Raw genomic sequence first — 22,491 nt, 5'->3', positions numbered from 1 at the left:
CGACTAAAAGAGCAGGTCCCCCCCCCCTCCGTCCCCCCCCCCCCCAACCGAGCGGCACACTGGTGTGGGGGGGGATGGCCCCCTCCCTCCCCCCCCCCCCCCCCCCGCCCGTTGGGCTCCCGGCTCAGCGAGGGGCGACCGTCTCCGTCGTCACCGTCGCGGAGAAGGCCACCTGCTCCTCCTGCCAGGCGGTCACCTTCGTCCGCTGACGGCCCTGCTCGTCGTGCCGCTCCGGGGCGTCCGGCTCGGCGGTGATCCAGCACGGGGAGTCGAACTCGACGTACCGGAAGAAGGCGATGTCCATGCCGGTGGGCAGCGCCCGACGGGCGGGGTCGAGGGCCTGTGTGGCCTGGCGGGCGGCTTCCAGCAGGAGCATCCCGGGCGCGTGGTCGACCGGGTGGTCGAAGAGCACCGGGTGGGCGGTGTCCGTGCGCAGCCGCCAGCCCCGGTCCGCGTCGGGCGCGGACAGCACCACGTCCTGCGGCCGGTCGCGGCCCACGAGGGCCGGAGGCACCGGCGGTGCGGGGGCGAGGGCGCTCGCGAGGACCTCGTCCAGGTCGGCACGGCCCGCGCGCAGCCGCTGGTAGACCGCCGGGGTGTAGCAGCCGAAGCGGGTCTCGGCGGTGGCCAGCGGCATGCCGTCGCGCGAGACGTCGAAGTTCATGGTCACGGCGGCCAGCTGGCCGCCGCGGCGCCTGATGTCGGAGGCGGTGACGGTTAATTCGAGCTCGGCGGGCACGAACTGCACGGCCAGTGCCGCAGGGTTGAGCGTGTAGCGGAAGAAGTCCCAGCTGAGCCGGGTTCCGAAGGGGACGTCGTACGCCGCGTGCGACAGGAGGGGCAGGGTCTGGCGGATGGTCTCGCTCAGCAGGAGCGGGTCCTGCGTCCCCTCCTGTGTCAGGTAGAAGCTGTGCTGGCGGGGCCACTGGGCGGTGACGGCGAAGCAGTCGGGTCCGGTCGGTCGCCAGCCGGTGAGGAACACCTCGGCTATGGCCGCGCGGTGCACGTACTCCCTCGGAACGGCGTAGGTCAGCGTGGGCGTGAGCACGGGTGTGGACGCGCTGGGCGCGACCGGCTGCCGGGTGGTGTGAGACATGCGGAACCTTCCCCCTGATGTCCGATGTGTGTGACAGACCGTCCTGTACGGCGATGTCGTGCCCGCACGCTCATAAAATAGAGAGTGTTCTTTTTGTTTGTCGAGGGAAACCATGAGAACTTTCGCCAACCGCAGGTCAACGCAGGGATGTTCGGGCTGTCGTCCCACATGGCGAGCAGATACCATAGAGAGCGTTCTCTACGTTTAAGGGGAGGGTGCATGCCACGGACGAAGCAGGAGCGAGCCGTTCGGACCCGCGAGGCGATCTTGCGCGCGGCCGCCGAGGTCCTCGACGAGTACGGCTTCGCCGGCGCCAGCATCACCAAGATCGCGGAACGGGCCGGCGCCACCACCGGGGCCATGTACTTCCACTTCAAGTCCAAGGAGGGGCTGGCGCTCGCGGTGATGAACGCCCAGCCCGACACCATCGTCCCGATGCTCCGCTCCCGCGGACTGCAACGGCTGGTGGACATCACCCTGCTGTGGTCGTGGCAGATCCAGCAGGACCCGATGCTGCGGGCCGCCGTGCGGCTGGCCGTGGAACAGGGCGCCTTCGGGATGCGCGACGACACGTCGTACCGCACGTGGGTCCGCATCATGACGGACTGCCTGCTCGAAGCGCGGCACGACGGCGAGCTCCGGGATTCCGTGGACCCGGTGGAGGTGGCCGAGTTCGTCGTGGGCGCCTGTACCGGCATCCAGCTCTACTCCCAGCTCGTGAGCGGACGGGCCGACCTGCCCCAGCGGACCGTGGGGATGTGGCGCAACCTCCTCCCCGGGATCGCCGTTCCCTCCGTCGCGGAGCGGATCGTGCTCGACGCCGACCGCGCGAGGCCGGCGTGAGCACCCCCACCCGCGACGGACTCCGCACGGCACCGCGCGCGGCGGAGTCGCAGCGGAACGACGGCAAGCGGCCGACCATCGTGGTCACCGGTGCCAGCGGCACCGTGGGCCACACGGTCTCCGCCCTGCTGGCATCCCGCCACCGGGTGCGCGCCCTCACCCGGGACCCGGCCCGGGCCGCCCGCCGGGGACTTGCGGGTGACATCGTCGGCGCCGACTTCGCCGACCGGGTGTCCCTGGCCCGCGCCTGCCGGGGAGCGGACGCGCTGCTTCTCGTCACCAGCGACCCGCTCCGGCCCGACCACGAGGACAACGTGCTCGCGGCGGCCGAGGCCTGCGGCGTACGGCACATCGTGAAGGTGTCCGCGCTCGCCGTGACGGATCCGGAGGCCCAGGACCTGGTGACCCGCTGGCAGCGCGAGAACGAGCAGCGATTACGCGCCACGGGCATGGAGTGGACCCTGCTGCGCCCGCGCGCCTTCATGTCGAAGACGCGCGACTGGGCCCCGTCGATCGCCCGGGAGTCGGTGGTGCGGGCGCTGCACGGCGACTCGCGTATCGCCTGCGTCGATCCGCGGGACGTCTCCGAGGCGGCGGCGCGCGTACTGAGCACGCCCGGGCCGCACGCAGGACGGGCGTACTCCCTCACGGGTCCGGCCGCGATCTCCGCCCGGGAGCAGTGCGCGGAACTGGCCTCCGCGGTCGGCAGGCCGCTGGACTTCGTCGAGCTGACCCCCGAGGAGGCCCGCGACGCCTGGCGGCGGCGCTACCCGGAGCCTCTCGTGCGGGCCCTGCTGGAGATGAGCGACCGTCAGGCGGCGGGTGGCAAGGCCGTGGTGGCCCCCGGGGTCGAGAGGCTGCTCGGCCGGACGCCCACGTCCTTCCGGGCCTGGGCGCGGGACCACGTCGGCCACTTCCTGGCCGCGTAACCGGCCGTTGGTCGCGCAGCTCACGGACCGCGGTGTACGTGAGGATGTCGTAACCGTCGCGTGGTGACGACACCCGGACAGTTGAATGGGTGCATGACAACCACTCACTTACTGCTCACCGACAAGGTCATCATGATCACCGGCGCGTCCAGCGGCATCGGAGCCGCCGCCGCCCGGCTGTTCGCGGCGGAGGGCGCGGCGGTCGTCCTGGTCGCCCGCCGCGAGGAACGGCTGCGGGCCCTGGAGAAGGAGATCGCCGACAGCGGCGGCCGGGCGACGGCGGCGCCGGCCGACGTGACACGGCCGGACGAGGTCGAGCGCGCGGTGGCCCTGGCGGTGGACACGTACGGCGGCCTGGACGGCGCCTTCAACAACGCCGGCTGGGCGACGGTCGGAACGGAGCTGCACGAGACCGACGACACGGTCTTCCAGCAGATCATGGACGTCAACGTCCGGGGCGTGTGGAACTGCATGCGCCACCAGATCCCGGTCCTGCTCCGCTCGCCCTCCGGTGGCACCATCGTCAACACCTCCAGCGTCGCCGGCGTCCTCGCCACCGGTGCCGTCGCCCCGTACGTCGCCGCCAAGCACGCGGTCATCGGCCTCACCCGGGCAGCGGCCGCCGAGTACGGGCAGCGCGGGCTGCGGGTGAACGCGCTGGTGGTCGGCAACACCCTCACCGAGCTGATGGACGAGGTGCTGGCGGAGACGCCGGGGCTGGAGGAACGCTTCCTCGCCCGCCCCATCCAGAAGCGGATGGCCGCCCCCTCCGAGGTGGCCGAGGCCGCCGCCTGGCTGTGCAGCGACCGCTCCTCGTTCGTGACGGGGGCGGCGGTGCCGGTGGACGGCGGCTGGACGGCCGCGTGAGCCGGACACTCACCTGAGAGACCCACCGTCCTCCTGCGGTCCGCCGCCCCGGAACAGCCCGGGCGGCGGGCCTCACCCCCCGGCCGCCGCTACGCCCAGAGGCTGACCACCGGCGCCCGGTCCTCGACGGCCTGAGCGGCGTCGAGGACGAGCTCCTCCTCGAAGCGGCCGCCGCCCTCGGGGCCGGCCTGGGTGTGGCGATGGCGACGCTCTCGCTGGCGTACCTGCCGTACATCGCCCGTACCGTGCGCGGCGCGGCGCGGCGCGAGTGCCGGATGCCGTACGTGTCCGCGCTGCGGATGCTCGGCATGTCCGGGTGGCGGATCTGCCTGCGTCACCTCGTGCCCAACCTGCTGCCGCTGGTGCTGGTGCAGTTGACGACCGCCTTCGGGTACGTCCTGCTCGACGTGGCCGCGTTCTCGTTCATCGGCCTGGGCACCCAGCCGCCGACCGCCGAGTGGGGGCTGATGGTCGCCAGCGGCTCCACCGGGACCGTACCGCCCCGGTCTTCCGCACCGACGCGCCCGCGCACCGCTGGCTCGCCGAGACGGTCTTCGTGGGTCTCGCCCGGGAGGAGGACGGCCACATCGTCATCCGCTGCTACAGCGTCGACTGACCATCCGACCGGCCCTCGGTGACGCGCAGGAGCAGTGCGTGGAGCGCGCGGCGCTGCTCCTCGTCGAGGGGGGCGAGGAGCTGCTCGGTGACGTGCGCCGCGTCGCGGTCGCTGTCCCGCAGCAGCTTCCGGCCCTCCTCCGTGAGGACGACGATCCGGTTGCGGCGGTCGCCCGGGTCCGGGCGCCGCTCGGTGAGGCCGAGGCGCTGGAGGTCGTCCACGAGGCCGACGATGGCGCTGGGGTCGTAGCCGAGCCGGCTGCTCAGTTCCCGTTGGCGGGCGCCCTCGACGGTGGCGAGGTAGCGCAGCAGCGCGTAGTGACGCAGGCGGAGTCCGTGCTGTTCGAGGGCGCTGTTGAAGAGGCTGCCGGAGCGCAGGCCGAGCCGGTAGAGGAGGTAGCCGGTGTCGGCGTGCAGCGCGCGCATCCAGGGGGCGCCGGTGATGTCGTCGCTGATCGGGGGGCTCCTTCGGCAGCCGTGGTGACGCGGGGCCACGAGGACGTGGATCACGCTCACCCTCCCATAGACAGGTCATCACAACAACCATTGACGACATCAATGATTGCTCTTAGCTTCTTTTCAGCGCGCCTCTCGGCGCGCCTCCGTTCGACGAGACGAGGTGGGCGATGTCCGTGGATCTGACGGGAAAGGTGGCCGTGGTCACCGGCAGCGGACGCGGCCTGGGGTACGCGTACGCCGCCGCACTGGCCCGGGCGGGCGCCGCGGTCGTGGTGAACGACGTGGACGCCGACGCGGCCGAGGCCGCGGCGAAGTCCCTCACCGAGGCGGGCGGCCGCGCGGTCGCCCAGGCCGGGGCCGTGGGCACTACGGAAACGGCGGACCACCTGGTGGGCCGGGCGGTCGAGGAGTTCGGCCGGCTGGACGTGATGGTCACCAACGCGGGCATCCTGCGCGACCGGGTGCTCTGGAAGATGACGGACGACGACTTCGACGCCGTGGTCACCACGCATCTGCGCGGCACCTTCACCTGCGCCCGTGCCGCGGCCGTACGGATGCGGGAGCAGGGCGAGGGCGGCAGCCTCGTCCTGGTCGGCTCCCCCGCGGGCCAGCGCGGCAACTTCGGGCAGACCAACTACGCGGCGGCCAAGGCGGGCATCGCCGCGATGGTGCGGACCTGGTCCATGGAGCTGGCCCGGTCGGCCATCACCGTCAACGCCATCGTGCCGGTCGCCGCCACCGCGATGACCGAGACCATCCCCGCCTTCGCCCCGTACGTCGACGCCCTGAAACAGGGCCGGCCGCTGCCGGACTTCCTGCGCAAGGGCGAAGGCTTCGGCACCGCCGACGACTGCGCCGCGCTGGTGCCCTTCCTCGCCTCCGACGCCGCGCGCGGCGTCACCGGACAGTGCGTCGGCATCGGCGGCGACCGGCTCGCCCTGTGGTCGCACCCGCAGGAGACGGCGGTGGCGTACGCGGACGGCGGCTGGACCCCGGAAGGCATCGCGGCGGCGTGGGACACGTCGGTCGGACGCGAACCGCAGAGCGTCGGCATCCCCGCGCCCCGGATCCCGGAGGCGTAGGTCCATGCCCTCCGCCGAGCAGACGGCCCGTATCGACGTCGGCGCCCTGACCGCCATCGACGTCCACACCCACGCCGAGGTCTCCAAGGACGGCCACGGCGCCCTCAGCCCCGAGCTGTTCGCGGCGTCGGAGGCGTACTTCAAGGCCCACGGCCACCGGCAGCCCACCATCGACGAGATGGCCGCCCACTACCGGGAGCGGAACATGGCGGCGGTGGTCTTCACCGTCGACGCCGAACACGCCACCGGCCACCCCCGCATCTCCAACGAGGAGATCGCCGAAAGCTGCGCGGCGCACGCGGACGTGCTCGTTCCCTTCGCGAGCGTCGACCCCTGGAAGGGCCGGGCGGGCGTCCGCGAGGCCAGGCGGCTGGTGGAGGAACACGGCGTACGGGGGTTCAAGTTCCACCCCAGCATCCAGGGGTTCTTCCCGAACGACCGGATGGCCTACCCGCTGTACGAGGTCATCGAGGAGACCGGCGCCATCGCGCTGTTCCACACCGGACAGACCGGCATCGGCGCCTCGGTCCCGGGCGGCGGCGGCATCCGGCTGAAGTACTCCAACCCGCTGCACGTCGACGACGTCGCCGCCGACTTCCCGGACCTGAAGATCATCCTGGCGCATCCGTCGTTCCCCTGGCAGGACGAGGCCCTGGCCGTCGCCACGCACAAGCCGGGCGTCCACATCGACCTGTCCGGCTGGTCGCCGAAGTACTTCCCGGACTCGCTGGTGCGTTACGCCAACTCCCTGCTCCAGGACAAGGTCCTCTTCGGCTCCGACTATCCCGTCCTCACCCCCGACCGGTGGCTCGCCGACTTCGACAAGCTGCCGATCAAGGACGAGGTGAGACCGAAGATCCTCAAGGAGAACGCCGCCCGGCTGCTCGGCCTGACCTGAACCCCCGCGACCAAGGAGCGGCCCATGCGCAACGAGGGACTGGGGTCCTGGCCCGCACGGAGGGCCCGCAAGACCCCGGACCGCCCGGCGCTCGTCCAGACCCAGGGCACCCAGGATGACATCACCCTCACCTACGCCCAGGTGCACGAGCGCACCACCCGCCTCGCCCACGCCCTGCGCGCGCGGGGCGTCCGGCGCGGCGACCGCGTCGCCTACCTCGGCCCCAACCACCACACCTTCCTGGAGACGCTGTTCGCGGCCGGCGTCCTCGGCGGCGTCTTCGTGCCGCTCAACACCCGGCTGGCCGCCGCCGAGATCGACTACCAGCTGCACGACAGCGGCGCCCGCGTCCTGGTGTACGCGCCCGGCCACCAGGACGTCGTCGACGGCCTGGCCACCGCCCGGCCGGACACCCTCCTGCCCCTCGGCCCGGACTACGAGTCCCGGCTCGCCGCCTCGTCGACCGACCCCATCGACGAGACGGTCACCGGCGACGACCTGTGCCTGATCATGTACACCTCGGGCACGACGGGGAGGCCCAAGGGGGCCATGCTCACTCACGCCAACCTCACCTGGAACGCCGTCAACGTCCTCATCGACCAGGACCTGCGGGCCGACGAGCGCGCCCTGGTGGCCGCGCCGCTCTTCCACGCGGCCGGGCTGAGCATGCTCACCCTGCCCGTGCTGCTCAAGGGCGGCGCCTGCGTCCTCACCGACGGCTTCGACCCGGCGCGGGCCCTGGAGACCATCGCCCGGCACCGCGTCACGTTCATGTTCGGCGTGCCGACGATGTTCGACCTGATGAGCCGCCAGCCCGCCTGGGAGTCGGCGGACCTGTCCTCCCTGCGCCTGCTGAACTGCGGCGGCGCGCCCGTACCCGTACCGCTCATCCGCGCGTACGAGCGGCGCGGGCTGGTCTTCCAGCAGGGCTACGGCATGACCGAGGCGGCGCCCGGCGTGCTGTTCCTGGACGCGGAACACGCCGTCCCCAAGGCCGGATCGGCGGGCGTCCCGCACTTCTTCAGCGACGTACGGGTGGTGCGGCCCGACATGAGCGAGGTGGACGTCGGCGAGGTGGGGGAGGTCGTCGTACGCGGGCCCCATGTCAGCCCCGGCTACTGGGGGCTGCCCGAGGAGACCGCCGCCACCTTCGCCGGCGGCTGGCTGCACAGCGGTGACGCCGCCCGGGTGGACGCCGACGGCTACGTCACCATCGCCGACCGCATCAAGGACATGTACATCTCCGGCGGCGAGAACGTCTACCCCGCCGAAGTGGAAAGCGCCCTGCTCGCGCACCCCGACATCGTCGAGTGCGCCGTCATCGGCGTACCCGACGGCCGATGGGGCGAGGTGGGCCTCGCGGTGGTCGTCCCCCGGGACGGTGCCCGGCTCGACCCCGAGCGGGTGCGGGCGTTCCTGGTGCCCTCCCTGGCCAAGTACAAGATCCCGAAGTCGGTGGTGGTCGTCCGCGAACTGCCCCGCAACGCCTCGGGAAAGCTCCTCAAACACCAGCTCCGTACGCGCTACGCAAGCCACGCAAGCCACGCGAGCCACGCAAGCCCCGGACCCCGGAAGGACACGCAGCGATGACCGTCACCGTCAACGGCCTGGACGAACTCAAGGCCCTGGCCGGCAGCGACCTCGGAACCAGCGACTGGATCGAGGTCACCCAGGAACGCATCGACACCTTCGCCGACGCGACCGGCGACCACCAGTGGATCCATGTCGACCCCGAGCGCGCCAAGGAGGGCCCCTTCGGCGTCCCCATCGCCCACGGTTATCTCACGCTCTCCCTCTTCATCCCCCTGTTCACCGGCCTCCTCGACGTCCAGGGCGTCACCACCAAGGTCAACTACGGCCTCGACAAGGTGCGTTTCCCCGCTCCCGTCACCGTCGGCTCCCGCCTCCGGCTCGCCGCCCGCCTCGCCGACGTCACCGACGTACCCGGCGGGGTGCAGATCACCGTGGACGGCACGCTCGAGATCGACGGCGGCGCGAAGCCGGCCGCCGTGCTGCGGAGCCTCTCCCGCTTCTACGCCTGAGGCTCTTGCTACGCTGCGGATCGCGTCCCGTGGGGGAAGTCCGGTGAGAGTCCGGCGCTGACCCGCAACGGTAAACGTGAGCGCCCTCGTTCCGCGGGGGCGGTCGCGTGAGCCCGATCACCCGGGGGACGGCTCGACTTCCCGACCACTCGCCGTGGACTGCGAGAGGGGATGCGCGCGGGCCCCGCCCCCACCGGCGGAGTGCGGGCCTTTCCTCGTACGCGTACGGACACGGCGCCCGACGCGTGAGGACCACCCTTGACCACGGTGACGACCGCCACCCCGGCCGTGCAGGCGGCCGGCCCCGCTCCCCCGCGCCGGATCCCGCTGCTGCCCCTGACCGTCGTACTCGGCGCCGTCCTGCTGTGCTCCCTGGTGTGCGGGGTGGGACTGGGGGCGTCGGGCCTGACGTGGGGGGAGGTGGCGCACTTCCTGCGGGCCGGGCTGACCGGCTCCACGATCCGGCCCGACGAGGTCTCGGCGTACACCATCGTGTGGGAGATCCGGCTTCCGCGCACCGTGCTGGCGGCGGTCGTCGGGGCCGGCCTCGCGGTCACCGGCGTCGCCGTGCAGGCCATGGTGCGCAACGCGCTGGCCGACCCGTTCGTCCTGGGCATCTCCTCCGGCGCGGCGGTCGGCGCCAACGCCGTCATCCTGCTCGGCGCACTGTCCGCACTGGGCGTGTGGGCGCTGTCCGTCTCGGCGTTCGCCTCGGCGCTCGTCGCGATGGTCCTCGTCTACGCGGCCGCGCGCACCGCGCACGGGCTGACGCCGCTGCGGCTGGTGCTGACCGGGAGCGCGATGAGCTACGGCTTCTCGGCGATCACCACCCTGATGGTCTTCAACGCGGAGCGCGGCGAGGCGGCCCGGTCGGTGATGATGTGGCTGCTGGGCAGCGTCGGCGGCGCGAGCTGGGGTTCCCTGCCGTTCGCGGCCGCGGCCGTGCTCGGCGGCACCGCGTACCTCGCCGTCTCGGCACGGCGGCTCGACGCGCTGGCCATGGGCGACGAGACGGCGGCCACGCTGGGCGTGAACCCGGGGCTGCTGCGCCGAGAGCTGTTCGTGGTCACGGCCGCCGTCACCGGGGCCGTGGTGGCCGTCAGCGGGGCCATCGGGTTCGTCGGCCTGATGGTGCCCCACCTCGTACGGATGGTGGTGGGCGCCGGGCACCGGCGGGTACTGGCGGTGGCGCCGCTGGTGGGCGCGGTGCTGCTGATCTGGGTCGACGTCCTCTCGCGCGTACTGCTCGCCCCGGCCGAACTGCCGTTGGGCGTGATCACCGCGGTGGTGGGCGTGCCGTGCTTCCTGCTCCTGATGCGCGGCCGTCGCGGCTACGCCTTCGGGGGCCGCTGATGCGTCTCGACATCGAGGACCTGTCGGTCACGGTCGCGGGCGCCCGGCTCGTCCACGACATCACGCTCACGGCGGCCGAGGGACAGGTCGTGGGCCTGGTCGGGCCGAACGGCAGCGGCAAGTCGACCCTGTTGCGCTGCGTGTACCGGGCGCTGCGCCCGGCGGCCGGGCGGGTCCTGCTGGCCGGCGACGACCTGCACGCCCTGGGTGCGCGGGAGGGCGCCCGCCGGCTGGCGGCGCTGCCGCAGGAGTCGTCGGCGGAGTTCGACTTCACCGTCGCGGAGGTCGTGGCGATGGGCCGGCTGCCGCACCGGCGGCGCGGCCCGGGCGGGCCCGTGGACGAACGCGCGCTCTGCGCGGACGCGCTCGCCCGGGTGGGCGCCGGGCATCTCGCGGAGCGCGGCTTCCTCTCCCTCTCCGGCGGTGAGCGGCAGCGCGTCCTCATCGCCCGGGCGCTCGCCCAGCAGCCGCGCGTGCTCGTCCTTGACGAGCCGACCAACCACCTGGACATCGCCCACCAGTTGGACGTCCTCGCGCTGGTGCGCCAGGCCGGCCCGACGGTGCTGGCCGCGCTGCACGACCTGAACCTCGCGGCGCTCCACTGCGACGTGCTGTACGTGATCGCGCGGGGCCGCATCGTCGCCTCGGGCGCCCCGCACGACGTCCTCACCCCCGAGCTGCTGGCCGACGTGTTCGGCGTCAGCGCCCACCCTGTACGGCACCCCCGGACCGGTGCCGTACAGCTCCTCTTCGACCGTCTCCACGACCAGGGACAGGAACACCGCCCGTGACGCACATGACGCACTCCCGCCCGGCCGCCGCCGTGGCCGCCGCCCTCGCCCTGCTCCTCACCCTCTCCGGGTGCGGCGCCGAGGTGTCGTCGTCCCCCGCCGCCCGGGACGACGGCCGCTCCACCGCCGTCACCCTCGAGAACTGCGGACGGAAGGTGACCTTCGCCAAGCGGCCCGAACGGGTGGTCACCAACGACGTCGGCATCACCGAGATCATGTTCGCGCTCGGTCTGGAGGACCGCATGGCCGGTTTCGTGATGCCGGACGACAAGGGCGACGTGTCCGGCATCCCGTGGAAGTCCGGCTACGACAAGGCGAAGTGGCTGTCCAAGAACGAGATCACCAAGGAGCTCGTCCTCGACGCCCGCGCCGACATGGTCTTCGCCGGCTGGAACTACGGCTTCGGCGAGGACAGGGGCCTCACCCCCGACACCCTGCGCGGCCTCGGCATCGATGCGTACGTCCTCACCGAGTCCTGCCGCAACGGCCGCGGCAAGGCCCGGGGGATCATGCCGCCGCTCGAAGCGCTGTACACCGACCTGACCAACCTCGGGAAGCTCTTCGGCGTCGAGGACCGGGCGGCGCGGCTGATCGCGGACTTCCGCGCGCAGGTCGCCGGCGTACGGGCCAAGGCCCCGAAGGGCGCCGACCGGCCCACGGTGTTCCTCTACGACAGCGGCCAGGACAAACCCTTCACCTCGGGGCGCTTCGCCGCGCCGCACGACATCATCACGCTGGCCGGCGGCGACCACGTCATGGGGGACCTCGACGACTCCTGGACGGCGGTCGGCTGGGAGAGCGTCGTGGAGCGGGACCCCGAGGTCATCGTCGTCAACGACTACGGGGACACCACCGCCGAGCAGAAGAAGGCGTTCCTGCTGTCCTACCCGCCGCTGGCGCAGGTGTCCGCGGTGAAGCACCGGCGGATCTTCACGCTCGACTACGCCGACCTGGTGGAGAGCCCGCGCAACCCGGCCGCCATCGCCGCACTCGCCGCCTACCTGCGGACGGTGCCGCCACGAGGCTGAGCGCGCCCCCTGGGTGCGCCCGGCGCACCTCCGGGTAACCCCATCGGGTAATGGAAGGCGTACCTCCCTCCGGGCAAGATCACGAGCGCATCCCCGCCCACCGACTTCCGAGTGAAGGAGAGCCGCTGTGCCCTTGTCCGCGCAGTACGTCACACAGGAGCTTGAGGCCGCGAGCAAGGCCGGAGACCCCGAGGCCGACGCCCTCGTCTCCGACCTGATCGACAAGCAGGAGATCGACGGGGTCAACGCCCTGTTCCGCACGATCGGCACCATCAGGCCCGGCCAGGACAACCCGCACCTGCCCCCGCGGCTGGCCGAGTTCCTGGACAAGGCCGCGGCCGAGCCGCCGGGCTGGACCCCGGCCGACGTCAAGGCCGCGCAGAAGTTCTTCAGCCGCCACAAGGGCGAGGTGTCCATGCTGCAGGGCACCGTGGGCCTGATCGGCACCTACCTCTCCCCGACCGGCGCCTTCACGCTGCGCTCCACCGGCCGCCTCGGCGGCGTCGAAGGCCCGGGCCGGCGCCTGTCGCAGTCCTCGCGCCTGTTCATCGACATGGACGAACCGGACGCCATGACCAGCGGGAAGCTCGCCGCGAACGTCACCAAGGTCCGCCTGGTCCACGCCTCCGTGCGCCAGCTGCACAAGAAGAGCGGAAAGTGGGACTACGCCACCCACGGCGAGCCGGTCTCGCAGAAGTACACCACCGGCGCGGCCTGCGTCTTCAGCGTGCAGGTCCTGCAGGCCATGCGGAACCTCGGCATCGACGTCTCCAAGGACGACGCCCACGGCTTCGTGTGCGCCTGGCACTACGTCAACCACTACCTCGGCACCCCGGAGAAGTGGCTCCTGCCCAAGGACGCCGACGAGGTCGACCGCCTGTGGACCAAGGAACGCGACAACGAGTGGAAGAAGACCGAAGACGGCGTCTACATGACGGCTCAGGCCGTCAAGTACTACAAGAAGTTCCTGCCCGGCCCGTCCCACGACGCCTTCATCGCCATGGTCCGTACCGCCCTCACCGACAAGTACGCCGACATGGCCGGTCTCGACAGGGGCGTCCTGGACCTCGCCGCCAAGCCGATCGCCACCGGCCACGGCCTGGCCGGCAAGGTGGGCGGGGGCCTGTTCGGCGGCGCCGCCGAGAAGGCGACGGGCGTCAACCCGTACAAGGACGTCCTCGGCATCGCCTCCGGTGCCTACCGGGAGATGATGCGCTACGCCGTGACCCACGACCAGGACGACCAGCCGCAGATGCACCAGGAGCTGGACGACAACCGCTGAGGCCCGTACGCGCGGCCGGCTGACGCCGTCGGCGTGGAGCGGCCCGCCCCCGGGCGGGCCGCTCAGCCTCCTGACAGTTCCTCACCCGGGATCGACTCATACGCCTCGCGCAGGGTCTTCAGAAGCGGGTGTTCGACGGCCAGGGGGGCGTCGTCGATGGCCGACAGGGCGCGTACGCCGATGAAGGCGTTGGTGGCGAACGCGGCCCGCGCCGTCTTCGCCTGGGCGACGGTGACCGGGGCGACCCGGTGGTCGACATGCTGCCGGAGCAGGGCCATGGTGACGCCGGGCAGCGCGGGGGCCTCCGGCCACACCACGCCGTCGTCGGTGATGAAGCCGACGTTCCAGGTGCCGCCCTCGGACACCCGGCCGCCCGCCCCGAAGAACAGGGCGTCGTCGAAACCCTGCCGGCGCGCGGCCCTGCGGGCGTACAGGGTGCCGAAGAGCCCGGTGTGCTTGACCTCGGGCAGGTCGCGCTCGTACGGCACGGTCTTGGCGCGCAGCGGCGGCGGCGCCACCGCCCCGGCGGGCCGCAGGCTGACGAGGACACGCGGGCGGTCGGCGTCCTCGGGGCGGGCCACGTCGACCGTGGGGTCGTAGACGGTGACGCGCACGACACAGGGGCCGTCCGGCCCCTCCGTCCCGTCGAGGGCCTCCCGGACGTGCGCCTGGACCCGCCCGGTGTCCAGCTCCGCGCCGAACACGGCCTCGCAGTCCCGTACGAGGCGCTCCATGTGCAGGGACAGACCCCGGATGCGGCGGTCGGCGTCGACGCGCATGGTGGTGAAGTGACCGAGGTTGGTCAGCGCGAGGGGCAGCAGGTCATCGGGGGTCACGGGCTGTCCGTCGAGTGTGGCCATGCCGCCCAGCATGTCAGGGCTGCTCGGCGGTGGGGTTCGCGAGATGGCTACTGTGGCGCGGTGATGACTCAGGTGATCGTTCTCAACGGTGGTTCCAGCTCGGGCAAGTCCGGCATCATCCGGTGTCTCCAGGCGGTCCTCCCGCAGCCATGGCTGGCGCTCGGGACGGACACGCTGGTGGACGCCATGCCGGCGTCCCTGCAGACGTCCGAGGATGGCATCGAGTTCGGACCGGACGGGGAGGTGATCGTCGGCCCGGAGTTCCGGACGCTGGAAGCGGCGTGGATCGAGGGCGTCGCGGCGATGGCCCGCGCGGGCGCCCGGGTCATCGTCGACGAGGTCTTCCTCGGCGGCACGTACTCACAGGAGCGCTGGCGGAAGGCTCTGGACGGACTGGGCGTGCTGTGGGTCGGCGTCATGTGTGACGCCGCGGTGGCGGCCGGCCGCGAGATCGCCCGAGGCGACCGGGCGATCGGAATGGCGGCGTCCCAGGCGGACGTGGTCCACCAGGGCGTGACCTACGACCTGGAGGTGGACACCACGCACACGGAGGCGCTGGAGTGCGCGAGGACCATCGCCGCGCGGGTGCGGTGATCGTCGGCCCGGGTGGCCGGCGGCGCCGAGGGCTCGTACCGGCCAGGCCGCCCCAGCTGGATGATCACGAACGCCGGACCGGGGCGCCCTGTCGATGACGCGCTGGCCCAGCCCGTGCCGCGCCGGAAATTTCGGGTTGATGCCGTGATGCGATGGTGACCGGCCGCGATGGGGGTACGCGGGGGTGGCAGACGGAACGTTTTCCTTCGATCAGGAGGATCCATGAGCGACTTCGAAGGGCCGGGCCGCGGCCAGGGCACACCTGGAGCGGTGGCGCGAACGGCGCAGAGCAAGGCGGTGGAGGGCGCCGGGATGGTGGGTGACAAGGCCGCCGAGGTGGCCGGCACCGCCAGGGAGCAGGCCGCGGGGGTGGCTCAGGAGGCTACGTACCAGGCTCGTGACCTGGTGGGGAACCTGCGGGAGCAACTCCAGGGACAGGCGCAGGAGCAGACCCGGCGGCTGGCGGAGAATGTGCGTCGGCTGTCGGACGAGCTGCGCGAGATGAGCGAGAACGGCAAGCCGGACTCCGGCGTCGCGGGCATGGTGCGGCAGGTGGCCGACGGTGGGAACCAGGTCGCCTCCCGCTTGGAGCGGCGCGGACCCGATGGCCTCGTCAGTGACCTGCAGGACTTCGCGCGGCGTCGCCCGGGTGTCTTCCTGGCGGGGGCGGCTCTGGCCGGCTTCGTCGTGGCGCGCGCCGGCAAGGGCGTCAGCGCCGCCGGCTCCAACGGATCCGGCAGCGGTGGAGGCGGCGCCCGGGCCCAGCAGCCCCGGCCCGCGGGACGCGCGGGTCTGGAGGCGTCACCCGGCGCGGCACCGGTCGCCCCGTCCGGTATGCCCGCAGCTCCGCCCCCGCCTCCCGTACCGCCCACTCCCCCTGTCGGCACCTCCACCACTTCACCGGTGCCGCCACCTCCCGCCCCCGCGGCACCCACGGCACCGCCCACCCAGCCCCCGGCCTCGGGCGAAGGGGGCCGGCTGTGACAGCACGGGTGTCGGAGTACGACAGGGTCCGGACGCGGCCGCCCTCCACGCCGCCCGCGAGGGCCGAGGACACGTCGATCGGCGATCTGATCGGTGACATCAGCGCGGACCTGTCGCAGTTGGTCCGCGACGAGGTCGAACTGGCCAAAGCGGAGATCAAGGAGGAGTCGGCCAAGGCGGGCAAGGCCGTGGGCATGCTCGGCGGGGCCGGGTATGCCGGTCATCTGGTGTTGCTGCTGGGCAGCTTCACCGTGATCTTCGCGCTGGCCAACGTCATGGACATCGCCTGGGCGGCCCTCATCGTCACGGCCGTGTGGGCCGTGGTCGGCGCAGTGCTGTACTCCACCGGCCGCAAGCGCCTGCGCACGGTCAACCTCAAGCCCGAACAGACCGTGGAATCGCTGAAGGAGGATGCCCGATGGGCGCGACACCCGAGGAGCTGAGGAGCGACGTGGAATACCGGCGCGCCCACTTGGCCCGCAATGTCGACCTGCTGGCGGACAAGGTGACCCCGGGACGAGTGGCGCGGCGAAAGGCCGGCGCGGCACGTCACCGGCTGACCGGAGTGAAGGAGCGCGTGATGGGGAGCACCCGGGACGCCGTCGGCGGCATGAGGCAATCCGCACAGGGCATGGCCGACACGGCAGGACACACCGCCGGCAGCGTGGTCCAGACGGCCCAGGACGCCACGAGCCAGGTCGGTGACGCGCTGCAGCAGGCGCCGGAGCGGGCCAAACAGCAGACGCAGGGGAGTCCGCTGGCGGCGGGGCTGATCGCTTTCGGTGCCGGGATGCTCACCGCCGCGCTGCTGCCGACCACGGAGGCCGAGGAACGCGCTGGACAGCAGTTGCGCGAGCACTCGGACGAGCTGATCGAGCCGGTGAAGCAGCAAGCCGCCCAAGCCGTACAGCAGGTGAAGGAAGAGCTGCGCGAACCGGCCGCCGAGGCGGTCGAGTCGGTCAAATCCACAGCTCAGGAAGCGGTGGACACCACAAAGGAGCAAACCCGGTCCGCCGGCCAGGAGACCGCCGAAGGGCTCCGCCGGACGGGCCAGGACACCGTCGCCGAGGTACGCGACCGGACACAACGCTGACCGGGGACCGACGCCGACGACCACTGCCGGGCGCGCGCCGGGACCGCGCGCGCCCGGGGCTGCCCGTCGACGTATGCCGGGCGGGGACAAGGGTGGCCACCCGTGTCGCACGAGCACGGGCTTACCCCACCCACGGTCAAGGAGACCTGATGGCTTCGGCGGCCGCGGTGGGGTCACCGTCGGTCGACTCTCTATCCGTGAGATTGCTGACGATCGGCGGGAAGCCGGCCGGATAGCGCTCGGTCCAGCCGGCGACGAGAGTCTCGGCATACTGAAGGGCGCGGTTCATCGGAGTTCCGCCGTGGGCGACCGGGTCCGTCCACAGGGGGAAGTTGACCGCGGTCCCGACCAGCCCACCTGCGCCGTCGGGCACCTTCTTGCTTCGCTCGTCGACCCGGGCTGGATTGTCCGCCACCTCGCTTAGGGGAACGATGTCGCGGCCGGCGAGCGAGCCCGCGAACGCTGAGCCGACAGTCGCGCCGTAGCCGATGTCCGCGACATGGAAGCAGTCACGTACGCCCTCCTCCTTGGCACCCTTGACCGAGAGCTCGGTGAGGAGCCGGTTGATGGCGTCGGCAACGACATCAGCCTTCTGCTTGAGATCTTCACCGCCGATGAGGTCGCTCATGGAGGTCGACTGATCGACGAGGACCACACCGCCGCGCGGGGGCAATGCATCCCTCCGTGTCACAGGCTACCGACCCACTCGGCGAACGCCGCGTACGCCCGCTCGTCGAAGAGGACGAAGCGGACCTCCTCCACCGCCGTCTCCGTCGACCGCACCGTTTCCACCGCGATGCGCGCCGCGTCGTCCATCGGCCAGCGGTAGACGCCGGTCGAGATGGCGGGGAACGCGACGGTCCGCGCGCCCAGTTCGTCGGCCACGCGGAGGGACTCGCGGTAGCAGGAGGCCAGGAGAGGGGAGCGGTCCTCCTCCGTCGAGTGGACCGGGCCCACCGTGTGGATCACCCAGCGGGCGTGGAGCCGGCCGGCGGTGGTGGCGACGGCGTGGCCGGTGGCGAGGCCGCGGCCGTAGTGGGAGGCGCGGAGGCGGCGGCACTCGGCGAGGATCTCGGGGCCGCCCTTGCGGTGGATGGCGCCGTCGACGCCGCCGCCGCCGAGGAGGGAGGAGTTGGCGGCGTTGACCAGGGCGTCGGCGTGCTGCTCGGTGAGGTCTCCGTGGACCAGGGTGATCCTCACGGCCGGGCCTTTCGCAGATGGCGCCAGACCGCCTTCGCGGCGTTGTGGCCCGACATGCCGTGGACGCCCGGCCCGGGCGGGGTCGCGGACGAGCAGAGGAACACCGCGGGGTGCGGGGTGTTGTACGGGAAGAGCGAGAGGCGCGGGCGCAGCAGGAGCTGGAGGCCGCTGGCGGCGCCGCAGGCGATGTCGCCGCCGACGTAGTTGGCGTTGCGGGCGGCGAGTTCGGGCGGGCCGGCGGTGGCGCGGGCGAGGACGAGGTCGCGGAAGCCGGGGGCGAAGCGCTCGATCTGGCGCTCGACGGCGTCGGTGAGGTCGCCGCGCCAGGCGTGCGGGACATGGCCGTACGCCCAGAAGACGTGCTTGCCCTCGGGCGCGCGGGAGGGGTCCACGAGGCTGGGCTGGGCGGTGATCAGGAACGGTGTGCGGGGCGCCGTGCCGCCGGCGGCCTGGGTGAGCGCGGTGCCGATCTCCCGGCTGCTGGGGCCGACTTGGACGGTGCCGGCGCGGCGGGGCGCCTCCGCGGTCCAGGGGACGGGACCGTCCAGGGCGTAGTCGATCTTGAAGACGGAGGCGCCGTAGCGGTAGTGGTCGTAGAACCGGCCCAGACCGGCGATGCGCGCCAGAGCCGTCGGGGAGGTGTCGAAGACGTACGCGCGGGCCGGCGGCAGGTCGTCGAGGCGCTTGACCTCGTAACCGGTGTGGACCGTACCGCCGAGGTCCTGTACGTACGCGGACAGGGCGTCGGAGATGGACTGCGAGCCGCCGCGCGGCAGCGGCCAGCCGCCCGCGTGCGCGGCGAGTGCGAAGACCAGACCGATCGCGCTGGTGGCGAGCCCGTTCAGCGGGGCGATGACATGGGCGACGAGCCCGGCGAACAGCGCCCGGGCCCGGTCGTCGCGGAAGCGGCGCATCAGCCAGGTGGACGGCGGCAGGCCGTCGATGCCGAACCGGGCGAGGGTGACCGGGTCGCGCGGGAGCGCGGTGAGCGGCAGGGACATGAAGTCGCGGGCGAGGGTGTCCCACTTGCCGAGGTACGGCGCGACGAGCCGCCGGTACGTGCCCGCGTCCCGGGGCCCGAACGAGGCCGCCGTCTCCGAGACCGACCGGGACAGCACGGCCGCCGTCCCGTCGTCGAAGGGGTGCGCCATGGGCAGTTCGGCGTGCAGCCACTCCAGGCCGTACCGGTCGAGCGGCAGGGCCTTGAACGCCGGTGAGCCGACGCCCAGCGGGTGGACGGCGGAGCACGGGTCGTGCCGGAAGCCGGGCAGCGTGAGCTCCTCGGTCCTGGCACCGCCACCGACGGTGTCGAGGGCCTCGAACACGGCCACGGAGAACCCGCGCCGGGCCAGCTCGGCGGCGGCGGTCAGCCCGTTGGGCCCCGCCCCCACGACGACGGCATCCAGCATCGACGGCACCTTTCGGACTCCTTCGTCAGCCGACGGCCAAGGGCTTCAGGATAGGTCCCGGCTCCTACTGACGGGTCAGCAGGTCGCGGACACGAGCGGCGGTGGCCCGGTCACGGGCCGCCGTGAAGGGCAGGGCGTTGCCGCCGGTGATGCGGAAGGGCTCGCCGGACAGGGTGATGTGCGTGCCGCCCGCCTCCTCCACCAGCAGCAGGCCAGGCGCGTGGTCCCAGGCATACTCCCAGGTGAACGCGAGCGCGTCGGTCACGCCCCGGGCGATGTCCAGGTACGCCAGGCCGGCGGAGCCGCACGGCCGGGGGTGGACGCCTTCGGTGGCGAGGCCCTGCAGGGCGGCCTTCTGCTCCGGGGTGGTGTAGTCGGGGTGGGACGTCGCCACCCGGAGCACCTCGCCGGGCACCGGCGAGCCGGACCGTATCGGGATGCCGTTCAGCCGCGCGCCGTGGCCGCGCGCCGCGACGGCCATCTCCTCGGCCACCGGGGCGTACGTCCAGCCCGCCAGCAGCTCGCCGTGGCGGGCGAGCGCGACGAGCGTGCAGAAACCGGGCTCGCCGCGCACGAACTGCCGGGTCCCGTCGACGGGGTCGACGATCCACACGGGCGCGTCGCCGCGCAGCGCTTCGTACACCTCCGGGTCGGCGTGGACCGCCTCCTCGCCGACCACCACCGAGCCCGGCAACAGCGCGGTGAGCGCGGCCGTCAGATGGGTCTCGGCGGCCCGGTCGGCGATGGTCACCAGATCGTGCGGGCCGCTCTTCTCGAGGATCTCGTGCGTGGCGAGCTGCCGCCAGCGCGGCATGATCTCGGCGGCCGCCGCCGCGCGCACCGCCTCCTCGACCCGCGAGGACAGAGAACCGGATCCCTCGAGAAGCTCATCGATCATGTGTCCAGCCAATCACGGACCACTGACAACGGGCGACCGAACCCCCAGAAACCGGCGGCCGGCCTCGTCAGCGGCCGACCGCGTACCCCTGCATGCCGCGCGGGTTCGCCGCCGCCGAGAGGATCCCGGTGCGCGGATCGCGCGCGACCGCGCACAGCCGTCCCTCGGTCCAGGGCCCGCCGACCGTCACCTCGTGGCCCCGGCGCCGCAACTCCTCGACCACCGCCGGGTCCATGCGCGACTCGACGGTGACCGAGCCCGGCCGCATGGCACGCGGGAAGAAGGAGCTGGGGAAGGCGTCGTTGTGCCAGTTCGGCGCGTCGATGGCGGCCTGGAGGCCGAGGCCGCCGTGGGTGACGGCGAGCCAGAAGTGCAGCTGCCACTGGTCCTGCTGGTCGCCGCCCGGTGTGCCGAACGCCATCACCGGCTCCCCGTCCCGCAGCGCCAGCGACGGCGTGAGCGTGGTGCGCGGGCGGCGGCCGGGCGTCAGCGAGTTGGGCAGGCCGGGGTCCAGCCAGGCCATCTGGAGCCTGGTGCCGAGCGGGAAGCCCAGTTCGGGCACGACCGGGTTGGACTGGAGCCAGCCGCCGCTCGGCGTGGCGGCCACCATGTTGCCCCAGCGGTCCACGACGTCGAGGTGGCAGGTGTCGCCGCGCGTGGCGCCGTCCACCGTGACGGTCGGCTCACCGGCCCCGAGGGCAGCCGGAGCGGCGGCGCCCGCCCGGGCCGCGTGGTCGCTGAGCCGCGGCGTACGCCCGCCGGGGCGGCCCGGGCGCAGCTCGTACGACGCCTTGTCGCCGATGAGCGCGCGCCGCTCGGCGTTGTACGCGCGGGACAGCAGGGCGTCGAGCGGGACGTGGGCGGCGTCGCCGTACCAGGCCTCGCGGTCCGCCATGGCGAGCTTGCAGACCTCGACCAGCAGGTGGACGTAGTCGGCGGAGCCGTACGGGGGCAGCGGGTCCGGCAGGAGGGCGAGCTGCTGGAGGAGGACGGGGCCCTGGCTCCAGCCACCCGCCTTGCACAGGGTCCAGCCGTTCCAGTCGTACGTGACCGGGTCCTCGTACGCCGCCGACCACGCCGCCAGGTCCCCGGCGGCGAGGGTGCCGGTGTGGCGGGTGCCGCTGGTGTCCATGGTGGGGCGGGCTACCTGCCGTACCAACGCCTCCGCGATGAAGCCGGTGCGCCAGACGCGCCGGGCCGCCTCGATCTGCGCGACCCGGTCCTCCCCGGCGGCCGCCGTCGCCTCCTCGGTCAACCGGCGCCAGGTACGCGCGAGAGCCGGATTCCGGAAGAGACAGCCGGGGGCCGGGGGTTTTCCGTCCACGAGGTACACCTCGGCGGAGGAGGTCCACTCGGTCTCGAACAGCCCCCGTACGGTCTCGACGGTCTCGCCGATCGCCGCCACGGGCACGTGCCCGTCCTCGGCGTACCCGATGGCGTACCGCAGCACCTGGGCGAGGGACGCGGTGCCGTGGTCCCGCAGCAGCAGCATCCACGCGTCGAAGGCCCCCGGTACGGCGGCCGCGAGCGGGCCGGTGCCGGGTACGAGGTCGAGTCCGAGGGACCGGTAGTGCGCGAGGGTGGCCCCGGCGGGGGCCGGGCCCTGCCCGCACAGGACCCGTACGTCCCCGCCGGCGGGCGCCAGGATGAGGGGCACCTCTCCGGCCGGGCCGTTCATGTGCGGCTCCACGACGTGGAGGACGAACCCGGCGGCGACGGCGGCGTCGAAGGCGTTGCCGCCGTCCTCCAGGACGGCCATCGCGGTCTGGGAGGCGAGCCAGTGCGTGGAGGACACCATGCCGAAGGTGCCCTGGAGGGTGGGCCGGGTGGTGAACATGGCCGGAGCGTACGCGCTTTCGAGTGAGTGTGTGCCGAGGCGGATCGGGGCCGTACGGATCGGGTACTCGGGGCGCATGATCGACGAAAGCCATGTACGCGAGCTGCTCGCGCTGCCCGACGACGGTGCCGCGCTCGTCCTGATGGAGGGGCGGGCGCATGTGGTCCGCCCGGACCGGCTCGCCTCCGCGCGGTACGAGGGAGCGGCCGTGCTCCTGACACGCGGCGACCTGGTGGGCCGGATCGGCACGCCGTCGCCGTCCGACCACCAGGTGCGGGAGCTGGCGGCGACCCTGCGCACCATGGCCGGGGAGCTGGGTGCGTGACGGGCG

Annotated in this window: 25 protein-coding genes and 1 pseudogene; 18 read left to right on the top strand and 8 right to left on the bottom strand. The window is 72.6% G+C overall.

Translation table 11 applies throughout. The features are described from left to right. Positions 1–124: 124 nt before the first annotated feature. Positions 125–1,096: a ScbA/BarX family gamma-butyrolactone biosynthesis protein gene (locus ACZ42X_RS14305; RefSeq protein WP_468288653.1), complete on the bottom strand. Its 972-nt coding sequence runs from the start codon at positions 1,094–1,096 to the stop codon at positions 125–127. 219 nt (positions 1,097–1,315) lie between these two features. On the opposite strand from ACZ42X_RS14305, the gene ACZ42X_RS14300 reads away from it, so the two are divergent. From ACZ42X_RS14300 to ACZ42X_RS14280, 5 genes and pseudogenes are all read left to right on the top strand, one after another. Continuing rightward, positions 1,316–1,939, top strand: a complete 624-nt coding sequence (locus ACZ42X_RS14300) for a ScbR family autoregulator-binding transcription factor (RefSeq protein ID WP_355353314.1) — start codon at positions 1,316–1,318, stop codon at positions 1,937–1,939. Further along, on the top strand, positions 1,936–2,868 hold the full coding sequence (locus ACZ42X_RS14295) for an NAD(P)H-binding protein (RefSeq protein WP_468288651.1): 933 nt from the start codon (positions 1,936–1,938) through the stop codon (positions 2,866–2,868). The genes ACZ42X_RS14300 and ACZ42X_RS14295 overlap by 4 nt, the downstream gene beginning before the upstream one ends. Before the next feature lie 93 nt (positions 2,869–2,961). Beyond that, positions 2,962–3,735 (top strand): SDR family NAD(P)-dependent oxidoreductase, encoded by a 774-nt coding sequence (locus tag ACZ42X_RS14290; protein ID WP_468288649.1) that lies wholly within the window; start codon positions 2,962–2,964, stop codon positions 3,733–3,735. 200 nt (positions 3,736–3,935) lie between these two features. Continuing rightward, positions 3,936–4,160, top strand: a pseudogene (locus ACZ42X_RS14285) (ABC transporter permease subunit); the annotation flags it as partial. 32 nt (positions 4,161–4,192) lie between these two features. Continuing rightward, positions 4,193–4,351: a DUF3237 family protein gene (locus tag ACZ42X_RS14280; RefSeq protein ID WP_468288647.1), complete on the top strand. Its 159-nt coding sequence runs from the start codon at positions 4,193–4,195 to the stop codon at positions 4,349–4,351. On the opposite strand, the gene ACZ42X_RS14275 is transcribed toward ACZ42X_RS14280, so the two are convergent. Further along, complete coding sequence (locus ACZ42X_RS14275) at positions 4,336–4,776, bottom strand: MarR family winged helix-turn-helix transcriptional regulator (protein WP_468288800.1); 441 nt, start codon at positions 4,774–4,776, stop codon at positions 4,336–4,338. The genes ACZ42X_RS14280 and ACZ42X_RS14275 overlap by 16 nt on opposite strands. Before the next feature lie 200 nt (positions 4,777–4,976). On the opposite strand from ACZ42X_RS14275, the gene ACZ42X_RS14270 reads away from it, so the two are divergent. From ACZ42X_RS14270 to ACZ42X_RS14235, 8 genes are all read left to right on the top strand, one after another. Next, positions 4,977–5,891, top strand: coding sequence for an SDR family oxidoreductase (locus ACZ42X_RS14270; RefSeq protein WP_468288645.1), 915 nt, complete (start codon positions 4,977–4,979; stop codon positions 5,889–5,891). 4 nt (positions 5,892–5,895) lie between these two features. Further along, positions 5,896–6,789 (top strand): amidohydrolase family protein, encoded by an 894-nt coding sequence (locus tag ACZ42X_RS14265; protein ID WP_468288642.1) that lies wholly within the window; start codon positions 5,896–5,898, stop codon positions 6,787–6,789. Between the two features lie 24 nt (positions 6,790–6,813). Then, positions 6,814–8,379: an acyl-CoA synthetase gene (locus ACZ42X_RS14260; protein ID WP_468288639.1), complete on the top strand. Its 1,566-nt coding sequence runs from the start codon at positions 6,814–6,816 to the stop codon at positions 8,377–8,379. Continuing rightward, positions 8,376–8,831, top strand: coding sequence for a MaoC family dehydratase (locus ACZ42X_RS14255; RefSeq protein WP_468288636.1), 456 nt, complete (start codon positions 8,376–8,378; stop codon positions 8,829–8,831). The genes ACZ42X_RS14260 and ACZ42X_RS14255 overlap by 4 nt, the downstream gene beginning before the upstream one ends. 258 nt (positions 8,832–9,089) lie before the next feature. Continuing rightward, positions 9,090–10,184 (top strand): FecCD family ABC transporter permease, encoded by a 1,095-nt coding sequence (locus tag ACZ42X_RS14250; protein ID WP_468288633.1) that lies wholly within the window; start codon positions 9,090–9,092, stop codon positions 10,182–10,184. Beyond that, positions 10,184–10,975 (top strand): ABC transporter ATP-binding protein, encoded by a 792-nt coding sequence (locus tag ACZ42X_RS14245; protein ID WP_468288630.1) that lies wholly within the window; start codon positions 10,184–10,186, stop codon positions 10,973–10,975. The genes ACZ42X_RS14250 and ACZ42X_RS14245 overlap by 1 nt, the downstream gene beginning before the upstream one ends. Before the next feature lie 5 nt (positions 10,976–10,980). Next, on the top strand, positions 10,981–12,003 hold the full coding sequence (locus ACZ42X_RS14240) for an ABC transporter substrate-binding protein (RefSeq protein ID WP_468288797.1): 1,023 nt from the start codon (positions 10,981–10,983) through the stop codon (positions 12,001–12,003). A gap of 127 nt (positions 12,004–12,130) precedes the next feature. After that, positions 12,131–13,285, top strand: coding sequence for an oxygenase MpaB family protein (locus ACZ42X_RS14235; RefSeq protein WP_468288627.1), 1,155 nt, complete (start codon positions 12,131–12,133; stop codon positions 13,283–13,285). Positions 13,286–13,347: 62 nt separating this feature from the next. On the opposite strand, the gene ACZ42X_RS14230 is transcribed toward ACZ42X_RS14235, so the two are convergent. Next, the gene (locus ACZ42X_RS14230; protein WP_468288624.1) at positions 13,348–14,145 is read right to left on the bottom strand and encodes an aminotransferase class IV family protein; all 798 of its coding nucleotides are present in this window, start codon (positions 14,143–14,145) and stop codon (positions 13,348–13,350) included. A 63-nt stretch (positions 14,146–14,208) separates the two neighbouring features. Between ACZ42X_RS14230 and cpt the strand changes: the two genes are divergently transcribed. The 4 genes from cpt to ACZ42X_RS14210 all read left to right on the top strand — a co-directional run bounded on the left by cpt (position 14,209) and on the right by ACZ42X_RS14210 (position 16,816). After that, complete coding sequence (cpt, locus tag ACZ42X_RS14225; protein ID WP_468288794.1) at positions 14,209–14,739, top strand: chloramphenicol phosphotransferase CPT; 531 nt, start codon at positions 14,209–14,211, stop codon at positions 14,737–14,739. A gap of 222 nt (positions 14,740–14,961) precedes the next feature. Then, on the top strand, positions 14,962–15,723 hold the full coding sequence (locus tag ACZ42X_RS14220; protein WP_468288621.1) for a hypothetical protein: 762 nt from the start codon (positions 14,962–14,964) through the stop codon (positions 15,721–15,723). Next, entirely contained in the window at positions 15,720–16,166 is a 447-nt protein-coding gene (locus ACZ42X_RS14215) for a phage holin family protein (RefSeq protein WP_468288618.1), read from the top strand. Before ACZ42X_RS14220 ends, ACZ42X_RS14215 begins: the two co-directional genes overlap by 4 nt. Then, a complete protein-coding gene (locus ACZ42X_RS14210; protein ID WP_468288615.1) occupies positions 16,142–16,816 on the top strand; it encodes a DUF3618 domain-containing protein in 675 nt (224 codons plus the stop codon). The genes ACZ42X_RS14215 and ACZ42X_RS14210 overlap by 25 nt, the downstream gene beginning before the upstream one ends. A gap of 136 nt (positions 16,817–16,952) precedes the next feature. Here ACZ42X_RS14210 and ACZ42X_RS14205 read toward each other — a convergent pair whose 3' ends face one another. From ACZ42X_RS14205 to ACZ42X_RS14185, 5 genes are all read right to left on the bottom strand, one after another. Further along, positions 16,953–17,444 (bottom strand): hypothetical protein, encoded by a 492-nt coding sequence (locus ACZ42X_RS14205; protein WP_468288612.1) that lies wholly within the window; start codon positions 17,442–17,444, stop codon positions 16,953–16,955. Between the two features lie 59 nt (positions 17,445–17,503). Next, positions 17,504–18,016 carry an O-acetyl-ADP-ribose deacetylase gene (locus tag ACZ42X_RS14200; protein WP_468288609.1) on the bottom strand — a complete coding sequence of 171 codons (513 nt, stop codon included), beginning with the start codon at positions 18,014–18,016 and terminating at the stop codon, positions 17,504–17,506. Continuing rightward, on the bottom strand, positions 18,013–19,434 hold the full coding sequence (locus ACZ42X_RS14195) for a phytoene desaturase family protein (RefSeq protein ID WP_468288607.1): 1,422 nt from the start codon (positions 19,432–19,434) through the stop codon (positions 18,013–18,015). Before ACZ42X_RS14195 ends, ACZ42X_RS14200 begins: the two co-directional genes overlap by 4 nt. A gap of 55 nt (positions 19,435–19,489) precedes the next feature. Next, the gene (locus ACZ42X_RS14190; protein ID WP_468288604.1) at positions 19,490–20,323 is read right to left on the bottom strand and encodes an inositol monophosphatase family protein; all 834 of its coding nucleotides are present in this window, start codon (positions 20,321–20,323) and stop codon (positions 19,490–19,492) included. 67 nt (positions 20,324–20,390) lie between these two features. Then, positions 20,391–22,160, bottom strand: coding sequence for a gamma-glutamyltransferase family protein (locus tag ACZ42X_RS14185; protein WP_468288602.1), 1,770 nt, complete (start codon positions 22,158–22,160; stop codon positions 20,391–20,393). Between the two features lie 76 nt (positions 22,161–22,236). Between ACZ42X_RS14185 and ACZ42X_RS14180 the strand changes: the two genes are divergently transcribed. Further along, complete coding sequence (locus ACZ42X_RS14180; protein ID WP_468288600.1) at positions 22,237–22,485, top strand: hypothetical protein; 249 nt, start codon at positions 22,237–22,239, stop codon at positions 22,483–22,485. Positions 22,486–22,491: the final 6 nt, after the last annotated feature.

Source organism: Streptomyces sp. NPDC030862 (genome assembly GCF_055571835.1).
Note: the sequence above shows the minus strand (reverse complement) of the source record. Positions and strands in the feature narration are given on the sequence as shown.

Coding starts and splice junctions, on each gene's coding strand:
- ACZ42X_RS14230 (WP_468288624.1), bottom strand. CDS start 14,145: ATGGCCACACTCGACGGACAGCCCGTGACCCCCGATGACCTGCTGCCC.
- ACZ42X_RS14305 (WP_468288653.1), bottom strand. CDS start 1,096: ATGTCTCACACCACCCGGCAGCCGGTCGCGCCCAGCGCGTCCACACCC.
- cpt (WP_468288794.1), top strand. CDS start 14,209: ATGACTCAGGTGATCGTTCTCAACGGTGGTTCCAGCTCGGGCAAGTCC.
- ACZ42X_RS14205 (WP_468288612.1), bottom strand. CDS start 17,444: ATGAGCGACCTCATCGGCGGTGAAGATCTCAAGCAGAAGGCTGATGTC.
- ACZ42X_RS14265 (WP_468288642.1), top strand. CDS start 5,896: ATGCCCTCCGCCGAGCAGACGGCCCGTATCGACGTCGGCGCCCTGACC.
- ACZ42X_RS14245 (WP_468288630.1), top strand. CDS start 10,184: ATGCGTCTCGACATCGAGGACCTGTCGGTCACGGTCGCGGGCGCCCGG.
- ACZ42X_RS14260 (WP_468288639.1), top strand. CDS start 6,814: ATGCGCAACGAGGGACTGGGGTCCTGGCCCGCACGGAGGGCCCGCAAG.
- ACZ42X_RS14270 (WP_468288645.1), top strand. CDS start 4,977: ATGTCCGTGGATCTGACGGGAAAGGTGGCCGTGGTCACCGGCAGCGGA.
- ACZ42X_RS14180 (WP_468288600.1), top strand. CDS start 22,237: ATGATCGACGAAAGCCATGTACGCGAGCTGCTCGCGCTGCCCGACGAC.
- ACZ42X_RS14220 (WP_468288621.1), top strand. CDS start 14,962: ATGAGCGACTTCGAAGGGCCGGGCCGCGGCCAGGGCACACCTGGAGCG.
- ACZ42X_RS14275 (WP_468288800.1), bottom strand. CDS start 4,776: ATGCGCGCGCTGCACGCCGACACCGGCTACCTCCTCTACCGGCTCGGC.
- ACZ42X_RS14290 (WP_468288649.1), top strand. CDS start 2,962: ATGACAACCACTCACTTACTGCTCACCGACAAGGTCATCATGATCACC.
- ACZ42X_RS14190 (WP_468288604.1), bottom strand. CDS start 20,323: ATGATCGATGAGCTTCTCGAGGGATCCGGTTCTCTGTCCTCGCGGGTC.
- ACZ42X_RS14240 (WP_468288797.1), top strand. CDS start 10,981: ATGACGCACTCCCGCCCGGCCGCCGCCGTGGCCGCCGCCCTCGCCCTG.
- ACZ42X_RS14255 (WP_468288636.1), top strand. CDS start 8,376: ATGACCGTCACCGTCAACGGCCTGGACGAACTCAAGGCCCTGGCCGGC.
- ACZ42X_RS14185 (WP_468288602.1), bottom strand. CDS start 22,160: ATGTTCACCACCCGGCCCACCCTCCAGGGCACCTTCGGCATGGTGTCC.
- ACZ42X_RS14210 (WP_468288615.1), top strand. CDS start 16,142: ATGGGCGCGACACCCGAGGAGCTGAGGAGCGACGTGGAATACCGGCGC.
- ACZ42X_RS14300 (WP_355353314.1), top strand. CDS start 1,316: ATGCCACGGACGAAGCAGGAGCGAGCCGTTCGGACCCGCGAGGCGATC.